This is a genomic window from Paracoccus stylophorae, assembly GCF_028553765.1.
GTDB lineage: Bacteria > Pseudomonadota > Alphaproteobacteria > Rhodobacterales > Rhodobacteraceae > Paracoccus > Paracoccus stylophorae.
On sequence record NZ_CP067134.1, the window covers coordinates 1,925,570 to 1,939,969 of the forward strand.

General features: G+C 67.1%; 12 protein-coding genes. 11 read left to right on the forward strand and 1 reads right to left on the reverse strand.

The window, feature by feature from the left end:
* Window positions 1-81 precede the first annotated feature (81 nt).
* From aptA to JHW45_RS09450, 11 genes are all read left to right on the forward strand, one after another.
* Complete coding sequence (gene aptA, locus JHW45_RS09400; RefSeq protein ID WP_272857445.1) at window positions 82-1,407, forward strand: omega-aminotransferase AptA; 1,326 nt, start codon at window positions 82-84, stop codon at window positions 1,405-1,407.
* A gap of 94 nt (window positions 1,408-1,501) precedes the next feature.
* On the forward strand, window positions 1,502-2,767 hold the full coding sequence (locus JHW45_RS09405; RefSeq protein WP_272857446.1) for a Zn-dependent hydrolase: 1,266 nt from the start codon (window positions 1,502-1,504) through the stop codon (window positions 2,765-2,767).
* A gap of 72 nt (window positions 2,768-2,839) precedes the next feature.
* Window positions 2,840-4,291, forward strand: coding sequence for a dihydropyrimidinase (hydA, locus tag JHW45_RS09410; RefSeq protein ID WP_272857447.1), 1,452 nt, complete (start codon window positions 2,840-2,842; stop codon window positions 4,289-4,291).
* A gap of 38 nt (window positions 4,292-4,329) precedes the next feature.
* On the forward strand, window positions 4,330-4,989 hold the full coding sequence (locus tag JHW45_RS09415; protein ID WP_272860588.1) for an SDR family oxidoreductase: 660 nt from the start codon (window positions 4,330-4,332) through the stop codon (window positions 4,987-4,989).
* Window positions 4,986-5,762: an ABC transporter ATP-binding protein gene (locus JHW45_RS09420; protein WP_272857448.1), complete on the forward strand. Its 777-nt coding sequence runs from the start codon at window positions 4,986-4,988 to the stop codon at window positions 5,760-5,762. The genes JHW45_RS09415 and JHW45_RS09420 overlap by 4 nt, the downstream gene beginning before the upstream one ends.
* On the forward strand, window positions 5,755-6,672 hold the full coding sequence (locus JHW45_RS09425; RefSeq protein ID WP_272857449.1) for an ABC transporter permease: 918 nt from the start codon (window positions 5,755-5,757) through the stop codon (window positions 6,670-6,672). The genes JHW45_RS09420 and JHW45_RS09425 overlap by 8 nt, the downstream gene beginning before the upstream one ends.
* Entirely contained in the window at window positions 6,669-7,517 is an 849-nt protein-coding gene (locus JHW45_RS09430; RefSeq protein WP_272857450.1) for an ABC transporter permease, read from the forward strand. Before JHW45_RS09425 ends, JHW45_RS09430 begins: the two co-directional genes overlap by 4 nt.
* A 34-nt stretch (window positions 7,518-7,551) precedes the next feature.
* On the forward strand, window positions 7,552-8,544 hold the full coding sequence (locus JHW45_RS09435; protein ID WP_272857451.1) for an ABC transporter substrate-binding protein: 993 nt from the start codon (window positions 7,552-7,554) through the stop codon (window positions 8,542-8,544).
* A 169-nt stretch (window positions 8,545-8,713) separates the two neighbouring features.
* Complete coding sequence (locus JHW45_RS09440; protein WP_272857452.1) at window positions 8,714-10,075, forward strand: NAD(P)-dependent oxidoreductase; 1,362 nt, start codon at window positions 8,714-8,716, stop codon at window positions 10,073-10,075.
* A 29-nt stretch (window positions 10,076-10,104) separates the two neighbouring features.
* Entirely contained in the window at window positions 10,105-11,403 is a 1,299-nt protein-coding gene (preA, locus tag JHW45_RS09445) for an NAD-dependent dihydropyrimidine dehydrogenase subunit PreA (protein WP_272857453.1), read from the forward strand.
* Window positions 11,404-11,953: 550 nt separating this feature from the next.
* Window positions 11,954-13,000, forward strand: a complete 1,047-nt coding sequence (locus JHW45_RS09450; protein WP_272857454.1) for a Leu/Phe/Val dehydrogenase — start codon at window positions 11,954-11,956, stop codon at window positions 12,998-13,000.
* Window positions 13,001-13,043: 43 nt separating this feature from the next.
* Here JHW45_RS09450 and aroA read toward each other — a convergent pair whose 3' ends face one another.
* On the reverse strand, window positions 13,044-14,375 hold the full coding sequence (aroA, locus tag JHW45_RS09455; RefSeq protein WP_272857455.1) for a 3-phosphoshikimate 1-carboxyvinyltransferase: 1,332 nt from the start codon (window positions 14,373-14,375) through the stop codon (window positions 13,044-13,046).
* Window positions 14,376-14,400 lie beyond the last annotated feature (25 nt).

Genomic DNA, 14,400 nt, shown 5'->3' on the forward strand with positions numbered 1-14,400 from the left:
CTGGTTTTGGATGCTTGACTGGTCAAGGCCCCGTGCTAGCCTGATCCTGACCGTTCGGTCAACAATCCTTGAGGTGTCACGATGCCGCTCGACCGCAAATCCGCGCCCAACGATCTGCGCGCGTTCTGGATGCCGTTCACCGCGAACCGCCAGTTCAAGTCCCAACCGCGCATGCTGGTCGCGGCAAAGGACATGCATTACACCACCTCGGACGGGCGGCAGATCCTGGACGGCACCGCCGGGCTGTGGTGCTGCAACGCCGGCCATTGCCGGCCCCGCATCACCGAGGCCGTGCAGACCCAGGTGGCCGAGATGGATTACGCCCCGGCCTTCCAGATGGGTCATCCGCTGGCGTTTGAACTGGCCAATCGCATCGTCGATATCGCGCCTGACGGGATCGAACATGTCTTCTACTGCAATTCGGGCAGCGAGGCGGTCGATACCGCGCTGAAGATCGCCCTGGCCTGGCACCGGGCGCGCGGCGATTCGGCGCGCACGCGGCTGATCGGGCGCGAACGCGGCTATCACGGCGTGGGCTTCGGCGGCATCTCGGTCGGCGGCATCGTCAACAACCGCCGCGTCTTCGGCAGCCTGCTGACCGGCGTGGATCACCTGCCCCACACGCATCTGCCCGAAAACGCCTTTACCAAGGGCCAGCCCGATCACGGCGCGACTCTGGCGGATGAGCTGGAACGGATCGTCGCGCTGCACGGCGCCGAAACCGTCGCCGCCGTCATCGTCGAGCCGATGGCCGGATCGACCGGCGTTCTGCTGCCGCCCAAGGGCTATCTTCAGCGCCTGCGCGAGATCACCCGCAAACATGGCATCCTGCTGATCTTCGATGAGGTGATCACCGGCTTTGGCCGTCTGGGCAGCCCGTTCGCGGCCCAGCATTTCGACGTGATGCCCGACATGATCACCTGCGCCAAGGGGCTGACCAACGGGGTCATCCCGATGGGCGCGGTCCTGACCACGGCGGAAATCCACGATGCCTTCATGCAAGGGCCGGAACATGTGATCGAACTGTTCCACGGCTATACCTATTCCGGCAACCCGGTCGCCTGCGCCGCGGGACTTGCGACGCTGGACACCTATGCCGAGGAAGGGTTGCTGACCCGCGCCGCCGAACTGGAAACCTATTGGCAGGATGCGCTGCACGGGCTGAAGGACCTGCCCCATGTGATCGACATCCGCAACATGGGCCTGATCGGCGCGGTCGAACTGGCCCCGATCGAGGGTCAGCCCGGCAAGCGCGCCTTTGACGCGTTCGTCCGGGCGTTCGAGGCCGGCATCATGATCCGCATCACCGGCGACATCATCGCGCTGTCGCCGCCGCTGATCATCGACAAGGACCAGATCGACGAATTGATCGGAACGCTGGCCGAGGTTCTGAAACAAACCGGTTGACGCCGACCGGCGGCGCGCGCCGGTCCGCGCGCCGCCGGAACCCATCACGCCGAACCCGCGACAAGACGGGACGGTCAGACAGGAAGGACAGACCATGACCGACACCGTTGCGGCGGGTTCTGCCGCCAATATCAGGATCGACGGCGAAAGGCTGTGGGACAGCCTGATGCAGATGGCCAGGATCGGACCCGGCGTGGCCGGCGGCAACAACCGCCAGACCCTGACAGATGCGGATGCCGAGGGTCGCGCCCTGTTCCGCGACTGGTGCGAAGCGGCGGGCATGACCATGGGCCTCGACCGGATGGGCAACATGTTCATGCGCCACGAGGGGGCCGAGCCCGATCTGGACCCGGTCTATATCGGCAGCCATCTGGACACCCAACCGACCGGCGGCAAATATGACGGGGTTCTGGGCGTGCTGTCGGGGCTGGAGGTGATCCGCTCGATCCGCGATCTGGGGCTGCGGACCCGCCGCCCGATCGTGGTGGTGAACTGGACCAACGAGGAAGGCACCCGGTTCGCGCCGGCCATGCTGGCCTCGGGCGTCTTTGCCGGGGTCCATGACGAGGATTTCGCCAACAGCCGCGAGGATGCCGAGGGCAAGCGGTTCGGGGACGAGCTGGACCGGATCGGCTGGCGCGGCGACGAGGAACCGGGCCGGCGCAAGATCCACGCGATGTTCGAATACCATATCGAACAGGGCCCGATCCTCGAGGCCGAGGGCAGGCAGATCGGCGTGGTGACGCAGGGTCAGGGTCTGTGGTGGTTGCAGGTCACGCTGACCGGCAAGGACGCGCATACCGGGTCGACCCCGATGAAGATGCGCGTGAATGCCGGGCTGGGGATGGCGCGGATCACCGAGGCCGTGCACCGCATCGCGATGGATCATCAGCCGAACGCCGTGGGCGCGGTGGGTCAGGCCAATGTCTATCCCAACAGCCGCAACGTGATCCCCGGCAAGGCCGTCTTCACCATCGATTTCCGCAGCCCGGACCTGGAGAAGCTGACCTCGATGCGCTCGAAGCTTGAGGCGGAGGCGGTTGATATCGCGAAAGGACTTGGCCTTGGACTCGAAATCGAGCCGGTCGGCCATTTCGACCCGGTGACCTTCGATCCGGGCCTGGCGCAGACCCTGCGCGACGCCGCCGACCGCCTGGGCTATTCGCACATGGATCTTGTGTCGGGGGCCGGCCACGACGCCTGCTGGATCAACCGGGTCGCGCCCACGGTGATGATCATGTGCCCCTGCGTTGACGGGCTGAGCCATAACGAGGCCGAAGAAATCAGCCCCGAATGGGCCAGAGCCGGGGCCGACGTGCTGCTGCACGCGGTGCTGGATACGGCCGAGATTGTCCGCTGACGCGGATCGTGGCCGGGGGGCCAGCCCCCCGGACCCCCCGGGGTATTTGGACAAAGAAGAAGGGATCGCGCCATGACCACAGCCATCAGGAACGGAACCATCGTCGCGGCCGATCTGACCTACAAGGCGGATGTGCTGATCGAGGGCGGGCGGATCGTGGCGATCGGGCAGAACCTGACCGGCGAGAACACGCTGGATGCGACCGGCTGCTATGTCATGCCGGGCGGGATCGACCCGCATACGCATCTGGAAATGCCGTTCATGGGCACCTATTCCGCCGATGATTTTGACTCCGGCACCCGCGCGGCGCTGGCGGGCGGGACGACGATGGTGGTGGATTTCGCCCTGCCCGCGCCCGGTCAGGGGCTGCTGGACGCGCTGAAGATGTGGGACAACAAGTCCGGCCGCGCGCATTGCGACTATTCCTATCACATGGCCGTCACCTGGTGGGGCGAGCAGGTGTTCGACGAGATGGAACAGGTGGTCGGGCGCGGCATCACCAGCTTCAAGCATTTCATGGCCTACAAGGGCGCGCTGATGGTGAACGACGACGAATTGTTTGCCAGTTTCAGCCGCGTGGGCGATCTGGGCGGGATCGCGATGGTGCATGCCGAGAATGGCGACGTGGTGGCCGAACTGTCCGCAAGGCTGCTGGCCGCGGGCAATACCGGCCCCGAGGCGCATGCCTATTCCCGCCCGCCGCAGGTCGAGGGCGAGGCGACGAACCGCGCCATCATGGTGGCCGACATGGCCGGTGTGCCGCTGTATGTGGTCCATGTCAGCTGCGAGGACAGCCACGAGGCGATCCGCCGCGCCCGGCAACAGGGCAAGCGGGTTTGGGGCGAGCCGCTGATCCAGCACCTGACGCTGGATGAAAGCGAATATTTCGACAAGGATTGGGACCATGCGGCGCGGCGCGTGATGTCGCCGCCCTTCCGCGACAGGAAGCACCAGGACAGCCTGTGGGCGGGGCTGCAATCGGGCAGCCTGTCGGTCGTCGCGACCGATCACTGCGCCTTCACGACCGAACAGAAACGCTATGGCGTTGGCGATTTCACCAGGATCCCGAACGGCACCGGGGGACTGGAGGACCGGATGCCGATGCTGTGGACGCACGGGGTCGGCACGGGGCGGCTGACGCCGAACGAATTCGTGGCCGTCACCTCGACCAACAGCGCCAAGATTTTGGGGATGTATCCGAAAAAGGGCGCGGTGCTGGTCGGCAGCGACGCCGATCTGGTCGTCTGGGACCCGCAGGCGGAAAAGACCATCAGCGCGGGCAGCCAGCAATCCGCCATCGATTACAACGTGTTCGAGGGGCAGAAGGTCAGGGGGCTGCCCCGCTATACGATCACGCGCGGCGTCGTGGCCGTGACCGAAGGCAAGATCGACAGCCGTGAAGGCCACGGCGAATTCGTCCCCCGCGAGCCGCGCGGCACCGTCAACCGGGCGCTGTCGCAATGGAAGGAACTGACCGCGCCCCGGCCGGTGGAGCGGTCGGGGATTCCGGCGACGGGGGTCTAGGCGTGAAGGTCGCGCTGATCACCGCCGGCGGGTCCGGCATGGGTGCCGCCGCCGCAAGACGGCTGGCGGCGGACGGGTTTGCCGTCGCGGTCCTGTCGTCTTCCGGCAAGGGCGAGGCGCTGGCGGGTGAGCTGGGCGGGTTCGGCATCACCGGATCGAACGAATCGCCCGACGATCTTGCGCGTCTGGTCGATGGCGCGATGCAGCGTTGGGGCCGCATCGACGTTCTGGTCAACAGCGCCGGGCACGGCCCGCGCGCGCCGGTTCTGGAGCTGACGGACGAGGACTGGCATCGCGGGATGGAGGTGTATTTCCTGAATGTCGTGCGCCCGACCCGGCTGGTGGTGCCGCACATGCTGGCGCAGGAGGGCGGCGCGATCGTCAACATCTCGACCTTCGCGGCGTTCGAGCCCGATCCGGTGTTTCCGACCTCGGGCGTGTTCCGCGCCGGGCTTGCCGCCTTCTGCAAGCTGGTGGCGGACCGATATGGCAGCGACAATATCCGCATCAACAACGTCCTGCCCGGCTTTATCGATTCGCTGCCCGAAACGGATGAGCGTCGCGCCCGCATCCCGATGGGCCGCTATGGTCACGAGGCCGAGATCGCCGCGACCATCGCCTTCCTTGCCTCGGACGGCGGCGCCTATATCACCGGGCAGAACATCCGCGTCGATGGTGGCCTGACGAGGTCGGTATGAACGACGTCATCCGGGCAGAGGATATCGGCCTGACCTTCCAGACCGCCGACGGGCCTGTGCATGCGCTGAAGGACGTGAACCTGACCGTCGCGCAGGGCGATTTCGTCAGCTTCATCGGACCCTCGGGCTGCGGCAAGACCACGTTCCTGCGCGCCATCGCCGCGCTGGAGACGCCCACCGCCGGTCGGCTGAGCGTCAACGGCATGACGCCGGATGCGGCCCGCCGCGCGCGCGCCTATGGCTATGTGTTCCAGGCGCCGGGGCTGTATCCGTGGCGCACGATTGCAGGCAATGTCAGCCTGCCGCTGGAGATCATGGGGTTTGGGCGCGCCGAACGCCGTCAGCGCGTCGCCCATGTTCTGGACCTTGTCGATCTGGCCGGGTTCGGCGGCAAATATCCTTGGCAACTGTCCGGCGGCATGCAGCAGCGGGCCAGCATCGCTCGCGCGCTGGCCTTCGACGCCGATATCCTGCTGATGGACGAGCCGTTCGGCGCGCTGGACGAGATCGTGCGCGACCGCCTGAACGAGGCGCTGCTGGAGTTGTGGGCCAAGACCGGCAAGACCATCGCCTTCGTCACCCACTCGATCCCCGAGGCGGTGTATCTGTCCACCCGGATCGTGGTCATGTCGCCGCGACCGGGCCGGATCACCCGGATCATCGACAGCCCCCTGCCCCGCAACCGGCCGCTGGACATTCGCGAAACCGCCGCCTTCATCGCGCTGGCCCACGAGGTGCGCGAAGGTCTGCGCGAAGGGCACGGCCATGACTGAGGCGCTGGCGCGGGGGCCGTTCGTGCGGGCGCTGCGGCGCGGCGCGGGCGGTCGCACCCTGCCGGTCCTGACCGTGCTGCTGGCCATCGGGATCGTGTGGTATGTCGCCGCCATCGGCATGAACGCGCAATGGGTGCGCGATCAGGCCGCGCGCAGCGACACGGAGCTGAGCATTCCCGCCTTCATCGGGCAGACCCTGACGCTGGACCGCCCGGTCCTGCCGGCGCCGCATCAGGTGGCGGCCGGGCTGTGGGACGGGCTTGCGGGGCAGAAGATCACCTCGAAACGCAGTCTGGTCTATCACGGCTGGATGACGCTGTCGGCCACGCTGGCGGGCTTTGCGATGGGCAGTCTGGCCGGCATGGTTCTGGCCATCGGCATCGTGCACAGCCGGGCGATGGATCAGTCGGTGATGCCCTGGGCGGTGGCCAGCCAGACCGTGCCGATCCTGGCCATCGCGCCGATGGTGATCGTGGTCTTTGCCAGCGCCGGCGTCACCGGATTGCTGCCCAAGGCGATCATCGCGGCCTGGCTGTCGTTCTTTCCGGTGCTGGTCGGCATGGTCAAGGGCCTGCGCACCCCCGACGCCATGCAGCTTGACCTGATGCGATCCTGGAGCGCGTCTGCACGGCAGGTGTTCTGGCGGCTGCGCCTGCCCTCGTCGATGCCCTATCTGTTCGCCAGCCTGAAGGTCGGCGTCGCCGCCGCACTCGTCGGCACCATCGTGGGCGAGTTGCCGGCGGGCGCAAGTTCGGGTCTGGGCGCGCGCCTGCTGTCGGGCAGCTATTACGGCCAGACCGTGCAGATCTGGGCCGCCCTGTTCACCGCCGCGGCACTGGCCGCGCTGCTGGTCGCCACGATCTCGCTGATCGAAAGGCTCACGCTGACGCGCATGGGTCTGGCGCGATGACGGGCGCATTGGCGGGCACGCTGCCCATCCTTGCGGTCTGGGCCGGGGGCTGGGCGCTGAATGCGTGGCTGGCCCGGTTCGACACACGGCTGACGCGGATTCTGGTGGCGGCGATCTTCGGGATCACCGTGATCGTTCTGTGGGAAATGATCGTGCGGATCTACAGGGTTCCGACCGTGATCCTGCCCGCACCCGGCCAGATCGCCGCCAGCTTTGCCGCCAATACCGCCATCCTGTGGACCGATTTCGTCCAGACCATCGTCAAGGGCGCGCTGACCGGCTGGCTGATCGGTGCCGCGGCCGCGATCCTGACCGCCATTGCCATCGACCGCAGCCCGTTTCTGCAACGCGGCCTGCTGCCCATCGGCAATTTCGTCGCCGCCCTGCCCATCGTGGGCATCGCGCCCATCCTGGTGATGTGGTTCGGCTTCGACTGGCAGTCCAAGGCGGCGGTGGTGGTGGTGATGGTGTTCTTTCCCATCCTTGTGAACATGGTCGCGGGGCTGGCCGCGACCGATGCGATGCAGCGCGACCTGATGGCCACATGGGCCGCGCCCTATGGCGCGTCGCTGTGGAAGCTGCGCCTGCCCGCCGCGATGCCGTTCCTGTTCAACGGGCTGAAGATCACCACCACGCTGGCCCTGATCGGCGCTATCGTCGCGGAATTCTTCGGCAGCCCGACGCATGGCATGGGGTTTCGCATCTCGACCGCCGTGGGGCGGCTGGACCTGCCATTGGTCTGGGCCGAAATCCTTGTGGCGGCGATTGCCGGAACGCTGTTTTATGGACTCGTGGCGCTGATCGAGAAGAAGGTGACGTTCTGGCACCCGTCGCAGCGCGCTTAACGGGGCTGACGCCCCCCAACAGGAGAGGCAAGTGATGACAAGACGGATAATGGCCGCCATCGCCGGCGCGCTGATCGCGGGCCCTGCCCTTGCGCAGGACAAGGACGATCTGACGCTGCAACTGAAATGGGTCACGCAGGCGCAGTTCGCCGGGTATTACGTGGCCCAGGAAAAGGGCTTCTATGACGAGGAAGGGCTGAACGTCACGATCCGGCCGGGCGGGCCCGACATCGCCCCCACGCAGGTTCTGGCCGGCGGCGGGGCCGACGTGATCGTCGAATGGATGCCCGCCGCGCTGGCCGCGCGCGAAAAGGGTCTGCCGCTGGTCAACATCGCGCAGCCCTTCAAGTCGTCGGGCATGATGCTGACCTGTCTGAAGGAATCGGGGATCAGCGACCCGCAGACGGATTTCAGCGGCAAGACACTGGGCGTCTGGTTCTCGGGCAACGAATACCCGTTTCTCAGCTGGATGAGCACGCTTGGCCTGTCCACCGAGGGCGGCCCCGACGGGGTGACGGTGCTGAAACAGGGGTTCAACGTCGATCCGCTGTTGCAGAAACAGGCGGCCTGCATCAGCACCATGACCTATAACGAATACTGGCAGGTGATCGACGCAGGGCTGACGCCGGACGATCTGGTAACGTTCAAGTATTCCGATCAGGGCGTGGCGACGCTGGAGGACGGGCTTTACACCCTGCAATCCACGCTGGAGGACGAGGACAGGGTCGACGCGCTGGCGCGCTTTGTCCGCGCCAGCATGAAGGGCTGGAAATACGCCGAGGAACACCCCGAGGAAGCCGCCGAAATCGTGCTGGAAAACGATGAGACCGGCGCCCAGACGATCGAGCATCAGACCCGCATGGCGTCCGAGGTCGCCAAGCTGACCGCGGGTTCCGACGGCACGCTGGACGAGGCCGATTATCAGCAGACGGTCAAGACATTGCTGTCGGGCGGATCGGACCCGGTCATCTCGCGCGAACCCGAGGGGGCGTTTACCCATATCATCACCGACCGCGCCTTGAACTGAGGCAACGGGTCGCATCAGCCCGCGCCGCCCCGGCGGCGCGGGCAGTCGCCGGGTTTCCGACCATGCGGCGCAAAACGCGCAAAACGGCCCGGCGCGGGTTTTACCGTTTGATAAAAATTCGGGCCTGTGTCAGCCTGATATGCACCAGCAGGTGAGCCAGGAGACGCAAATGTCCCAAGCCAGACTGTCGCCCGGAATTCGTGCCGGCCGGCTGACACAAGCCGAGATTGCCGCCAACTTTGCCGATGTCGCCCCGCCGCTTGACCGGCACGAGGCGCAGGTGGCCGCAGATCGCTGTTATTTCTGTCACGACGCGCCTTGCATCACCGCCTGCCCCACCGCCATCGACATCCCGCTGTTCATCCGCCAGATCGCGACCGGCACGCCCGATGCCGCCGCCATGACGATCTTTCACGCCAATATCCTGGGCGGCATGTGCGCCCGCGTCTGCCCGACCGAAAATCTGTGCGAGGGTGCGTGCGTGCGGATGGAGGCCGAGGGCGATCCGGTCCGCATCGGCGCGTTGCAGCGTTTCGCGACCGACGGGTTGATGGCGCAGCAGGGACACCCGTTCCGCCGCGCCGACCCGACGGGCAGGCGCATCGCGGTGGTGGGCGCCGGCCCCGCCGGGCTGTCCTGCGCGCATCGTCTGGCCGCCAAGGGCCACGAGGTCGTCATCTTCGAAGCGCGCGCCAAGCCCGGCGGGCTGAACGAATACGGCATCGCCAGCTACAAGACGGTGGACGGTTTCGCGCAGGCCGAGGTGGAGTGGTTGCTGGGCATCGGCGGCATCACGATCCGGACCGGCCAGGCCTTGGGCGGCGATCTGACGCTGACGGCGCTTGCGGCCGAATACGACGCCGTGTTTCTGGGCGTCGGGCTGGGTGCGGTGAACCGGCTGCGGCTTGAGGCCGAGGACGCCGGCAATATCCGCGACGCGGTCGATTTCATCGCGGAACTGCGGCAGGCCTCCGATCTGCTGTCGCTGCCCATCGGGCGCGACGTGGTGGTGATCGGCGGCGGAATGACCGCCGTGGACGCCGCCGTGCAGGCCCGGCTTCTGGGGGCCGAGAACGTGACCATCGTCTATCGTCGCGCGCGCGAGATGATGGGCGCCTCGCAGCACGAACAGGATCACGCCACCAGAAGCGGGGTGCGCATCATCGCCGGCGCGACCCCGGTTGCGGTGATCGCCGCGGATGGCCGGGTCGAGACGGTCGAGTTTGCCCATACCGCCGTCACCGATGGCCGCATTCAGCCGACCGGCACCGGTTTCCGGCTGAAGGCCGATCAGGTCTTCAAGGCCATCGGACAGCGTCTGGACATGGCGCTGGACGGGCTGGACATCGACGCAGGCGGCAAGATCGCCGTGACCGGCCCCGGCCGGACCGGCATCGACGGCGTCTGGGCCGGCGGCGATTGCGCCGCGGGCGGCGACGATCTGACCGTCACGGCCGTCGCGCAGGGCCGCGACGCCGCCGAAGATATCGACGCCCGGCTGATGGGCCGCCCCGTGGAAATCCCCGGCTGACCCCGGCGCGGAAGGAAAGGACGCAACCTATGACCGATCTGCGCAGCGACTTTGTGGGGATCAGATCCCCGAACCCGTTCTGGCTGGCCTCGGCCCCGCCGACCGACAAGGAGTACAATGTCCGCCGTGCCTTTCAGGCCGGTTGGGGCGGCGTCGTATGGAAGACACTGGGCTCCGAAGGGCCGCCCGTCGTCAACGTGAACGGCCCCCGCTACGGGGTGATCCACGGGCCGGACCGCCGCGTTCTGGGCCTGAACAATATCGAGCTGATCACCGACCGCCCGCTGGAGGTGAACCTGCGCGAGATCAAGCAGGTCAAGCGCGACTATCCCGACCGGGCCCTGGTGATCAGCCTGATGGTCCCCTGCGACGAGGACAGCTGGCGCACGATCCTGGCCCAGATCGAGGATACCGGCGCCGACGGGGTCGAGCTGAATTTCGGCTGCCCGCACGGCATGTCCGAACGCGGCATGGGCAGCGCCGTGGGTCAGGTGCCCGAATATATCGAAATGGTGACGCGGTGGGTGAAACAGTATTCGCGCATGCCCTGCATCGTGAAGCTGACGCCCAACGTCACCGATATCCGCCAGCCGGCCGAGGCCGCCGCGCGCGGCGGCGCCGACGCCGTCAGCCTGATCAACACGATCAACTCGATCACCTCGGTCGATCTGGACCTGTTCGCGCCCCAGCCCACCATCGACGGCAAGGGCGCGCATGGCGGCTATTGCGGCCCGGCGGTCAAGCCCATCGCCCTGAACATGGTGGCCGAGATCGCCCGGAATCACGACACCCGCGGATTGCCCATCAGCGGCATCGGCGGGGTGACGACATGGCGCGACGCGGCCGAGTTCATGGCCCTTGGCGCGGCCAACGTGCAGGTCTGCACGGCGGCGATGACCTATGGGTTCCGGATCGTGCAGGACATGATCTCGGGGCTGCGCGAGTATCTGGACCGCCGCGACATGGCGCTGAGCGATCTGGTCGGCCGCGCCGTGCCGAACGTCACCGACTGGAACCAGCTGAACCTGAACTATGTCACCAAGGCGGTGATCGACCAGTCCGCCTGCATCAAGTGCGGCCGCTGCTTTGCGGCGTGCGAGGATACCAGCCATCAGGCCATCGCGATGAAGCCCGGCCGCATCTTCGAGGTGATCGAGGAGGAATGCGTGGCCTGCAACCTGTGCGTCGATGTCTGCCCGGTCGAGAACTGCATCACCATGCGCGAACTGGAACCGGGCGAATTGGACCGACGCACCGGGCAAAGGCGCGGAGATTACGCCAACTGGACCACCCATCCCAACAACCCGATGGCGAAGGCGGCCGAATAAGGCGGCGGGTCGTGAAAAAGCCCCGCGCCGTCTGCTGCGCGGGGCCAAGGGATCAGCCGGTCGGCAAGACTGCCGACGATATTCTTGTCTGTCACAGGGCCGACTACGGAACTGCCCGCAGATTTGCCCGGATGAAAACGTCCCGCCGGCCGCGACCGCGCACCATGAACCTTCGCCATAACAACGGCGCATCACCACCAAACACATGCCGTCCCCTGCGGGACGGGCCAAGCGCGGTTCGCAGGCCGGGGACATACTCGTGACCTACGCGTCAACATCTATTCAGGCGGTATGGGGAAGTCATTGGGTATCATTGCCTAGTTGAAATGCCGGCACGGCGTCGCGCGAATCACCTGACCCGCTTCGAATGGCCCGCAGCCGTGACGCCCATCGCGAAATTGCGTATCCTGCACAAATCTCTGCGGCTAATTGCGCGCGGGGCCGGCGCGCCTTTGCAGATGATCCTGTGCTTGCAAAACGCCGCATCTGCCGTTTTCTGATCGCGGATCGGCGCGGTATCGGGGCCGGCCGCATCGAGGAGGACACCGGAATGGGACTAAAACTGACCGATCTCGACACCGAACCGGGGTTCGAGCGTCTGGTGCTGGCCGAGGATCGTGACGCGGGGCTGCGCGCGCTGATCTGCATCCACTCGACGGCGCTTGGACCGGCGGCGGGCGGGTGCCGCATGTGGCCCTATGCCAGCGACGCGGACGCCATCGCGGACGTCACCCGGCTTGCGCGCGGCATGACCTTCAAGAACGCGATGGCCGGGCTGGGGCTGGGCGGCGGGAAATCGGTCATCATCGGCGATGCGCGCAAGGACAAGACGCCGCAGCTGATGCGCGCCTATGGCCGCGCGGTGGATGCGCTGAAGGGCACCTATTACACCGCCGAGGATGTGGGCATCTCGCCCGAGGACATGGCCCATGCGGCGACCGAGACGCGATATGCCGTCGGGCTGTCGGCCGGATCGGGCGATCCGTCGCCCTGGACCGCCGAGGGCGTGTTCCGCTGCCTGAAGGTCGGGGCGCGCGACGTTTTCGGCAGCGACGACCTGACGGGGCGGCGCGTGCTGGTGCAGGGGCTGGGCCATGTCGGATTTGCGCTGGCCGAAAAGCTGCATGACGCCGGGGCGACGCTGATCGTGACCGATATCCACGACACCGCGCTGGATGCCGCGCGCGACCGGCTGGACGCCGCGATCTGCGCGCCGGATGCGATCTTCGACCAGCAGATCGACATTTTCGCGCCCTGCGCCCTTGGCGGCGTGCTGACCGAGGATGCCGTTGCGCGTCTGACCGCGCGTCTGGTCTGCGGGGCGGCCAACAACCAGCTTGCCACCCCCGGCGTCGCGGATGCGCTGCGCGCGCGGCAGATCGCCTATCTGCCCGATTACGTGGTCAATGCCGGCGGCATCATCAGCGTGGCCAGCGAGATCCACGGCCAGGACGACGACTGGCGACGTGCCCGTCTGGACAAGATCACCGACCGCGTGGCCGAGATGCTGCGCCGCGCGCGGCAGGAAGATCGCAGCACGGTCCAGATCGCGGATGCCATGGTGGAACGGATGCTGGCCGAAAATACCCCCGCCTGAAGGTGTGAGCCGGCCGGAACCGCCCGATGCCGGGGCAGTCGGGTCAGCCCAGTTCGGCGCCCAGTTCCCGCATCAAGGGCAGGAAATCCGGAAACGAGGTGGCGATGGGGCCGCCATCGTCGATGCTGGCAGGCTCCTGCGCGCCCAGTCCCAGGATCAGGAACGACATCGCGATGCGGTGGTCCAGATGGGTGGCGGCGGTGCCGCCGCCCGGCACCCGGCCCATGCCGTGAACGGTCATGCTGTCATGCGTCTCCTCGACCCTGACGCCGTTTGCCTCAAGCCCGCGCGCCATGGCGTCGATCCGGTCGCTTTCCTTCACGCGCAGCTCGGCCACGCCGTTCATCACCGTCGCGCCCTCGGCAAAGGCGGCGATCACCGACAGGATCGGAAATTCGTCGATCATGCGCGAGGCGCGTTCGGCCGGCACGGTCACGCCGGTCAGCCGGGAATGGCGGACGATCAGATCGGCGACCGGCTCTCCGCCTTCTTCGCGCGGGTTCCGGAACGCGATGTCGGCGCCCATGTCCAACAGCGTCTCATACAGCCCGTCGCGGGTCGGGTTGCGGCTGACGCCCGGCACACGGATTTCCGACCCCGGCACGATCAGCGCCGCCGCGACCGGAAACGCCGCGCTGGAGGGGTCGCGCGGCACCGCGACGGGCTGCGCGCGCAGTTCGGGGCGGCCCGTCAGCGTGATCACATGCCCCTCATCGGTGGTCTCGGCGGTGATCTGCGCGCCGAAACCCGCCAGCATCCGTTCGGAATGATCGCGGGTCTGCTCGGCCTCGATCACCACCGTCTGTCCCGGCGCGTTCAACCCGGCCAGCAGGATCGCCGACTTGATCTGCGCGCTGGCCACCGGCGTGGAATAGCGCAGCGGCACCGGGTCCTCGGCACCCTGGATGGTGATGGGCAGGCGCCCGCCCTCGCGCGCGGTGATGCGCGCGCCGAACCGTTCCAGCGGATCGGTCACGCGCGCCATGGGCCGGCGCGACAGGCTGGCATCGCCCGAAAAGGTCGCGGTGATCGCGGTCGTCGCCATCGCGCCCATGATCAGCCGCACCCCGGTGCCGGAATTGCCGCAATCGATCACCGTGTCGGGCTCGCAAAACCCGCCCACGCCCACGCCATGCACCGACCAGTCGCCCGGTCCCACCCGCTCGATCCGGGCACCGAAGGCGGTCATGGCGCGGGCGGTGTCCAGCACGTCCTGCCCTTCCAGCAGCCCGGTGATCCGCGTCTGGCCGACCGACAGCGCCCCCAGGATCAGCGCACGGTGGCTGATCGACTTGTCGCCCGGAACCTGCGCCTCGCCCTTCAGCGGGCCGCTGCGGCGCGACGTCATCGGGCGGGGATCGGCGGAATGCGACATGGGACACCTTTCGATTGCGCCGATC

Bases quoted from the DNA above. Each gene is read 5' to 3' on its own strand.
- aptA (WP_272857445.1), top strand. From the start codon at position 82: ATGCCGCTCGACCGCAAATCCGCGCCCAACGATCTGCGCGCGTTCTGG.
- JHW45_RS09405 (WP_272857446.1), top strand. From the start codon at position 1,502: ATGACCGACACCGTTGCGGCGGGTTCTGCCGCCAATATCAGGATCGAC.
- hydA (WP_272857447.1), top strand. From the start codon at position 2,840: ATGACCACAGCCATCAGGAACGGAACCATCGTCGCGGCCGATCTGACC.
- JHW45_RS09415 (WP_272860588.1), top strand. From the start codon at position 4,330: ATGGGTGCCGCCGCCGCAAGACGGCTGGCGGCGGACGGGTTTGCCGTC.
- JHW45_RS09420 (WP_272857448.1), top strand. From the start codon at position 4,986: ATGAACGACGTCATCCGGGCAGAGGATATCGGCCTGACCTTCCAGACC.
- JHW45_RS09425 (WP_272857449.1), top strand. From the start codon at position 5,755: ATGACTGAGGCGCTGGCGCGGGGGCCGTTCGTGCGGGCGCTGCGGCGC.
- JHW45_RS09430 (WP_272857450.1), top strand. From the start codon at position 6,669: ATGACGGGCGCATTGGCGGGCACGCTGCCCATCCTTGCGGTCTGGGCC.
- JHW45_RS09435 (WP_272857451.1), top strand. From the start codon at position 7,552: ATGACAAGACGGATAATGGCCGCCATCGCCGGCGCGCTGATCGCGGGC.
- JHW45_RS09440 (WP_272857452.1), top strand. From the start codon at position 8,714: ATGTCCCAAGCCAGACTGTCGCCCGGAATTCGTGCCGGCCGGCTGACA.
- preA (WP_272857453.1), top strand. From the start codon at position 10,105: ATGACCGATCTGCGCAGCGACTTTGTGGGGATCAGATCCCCGAACCCG.
- JHW45_RS09450 (WP_272857454.1), top strand. From the start codon at position 11,954: ATGGGACTAAAACTGACCGATCTCGACACCGAACCGGGGTTCGAGCGT.
- aroA (WP_272857455.1), bottom strand. From the start codon at position 14,375: ATGTCGCATTCCGCCGATCCCCGCCCGATGACGTCGCGCCGCAGCGGC.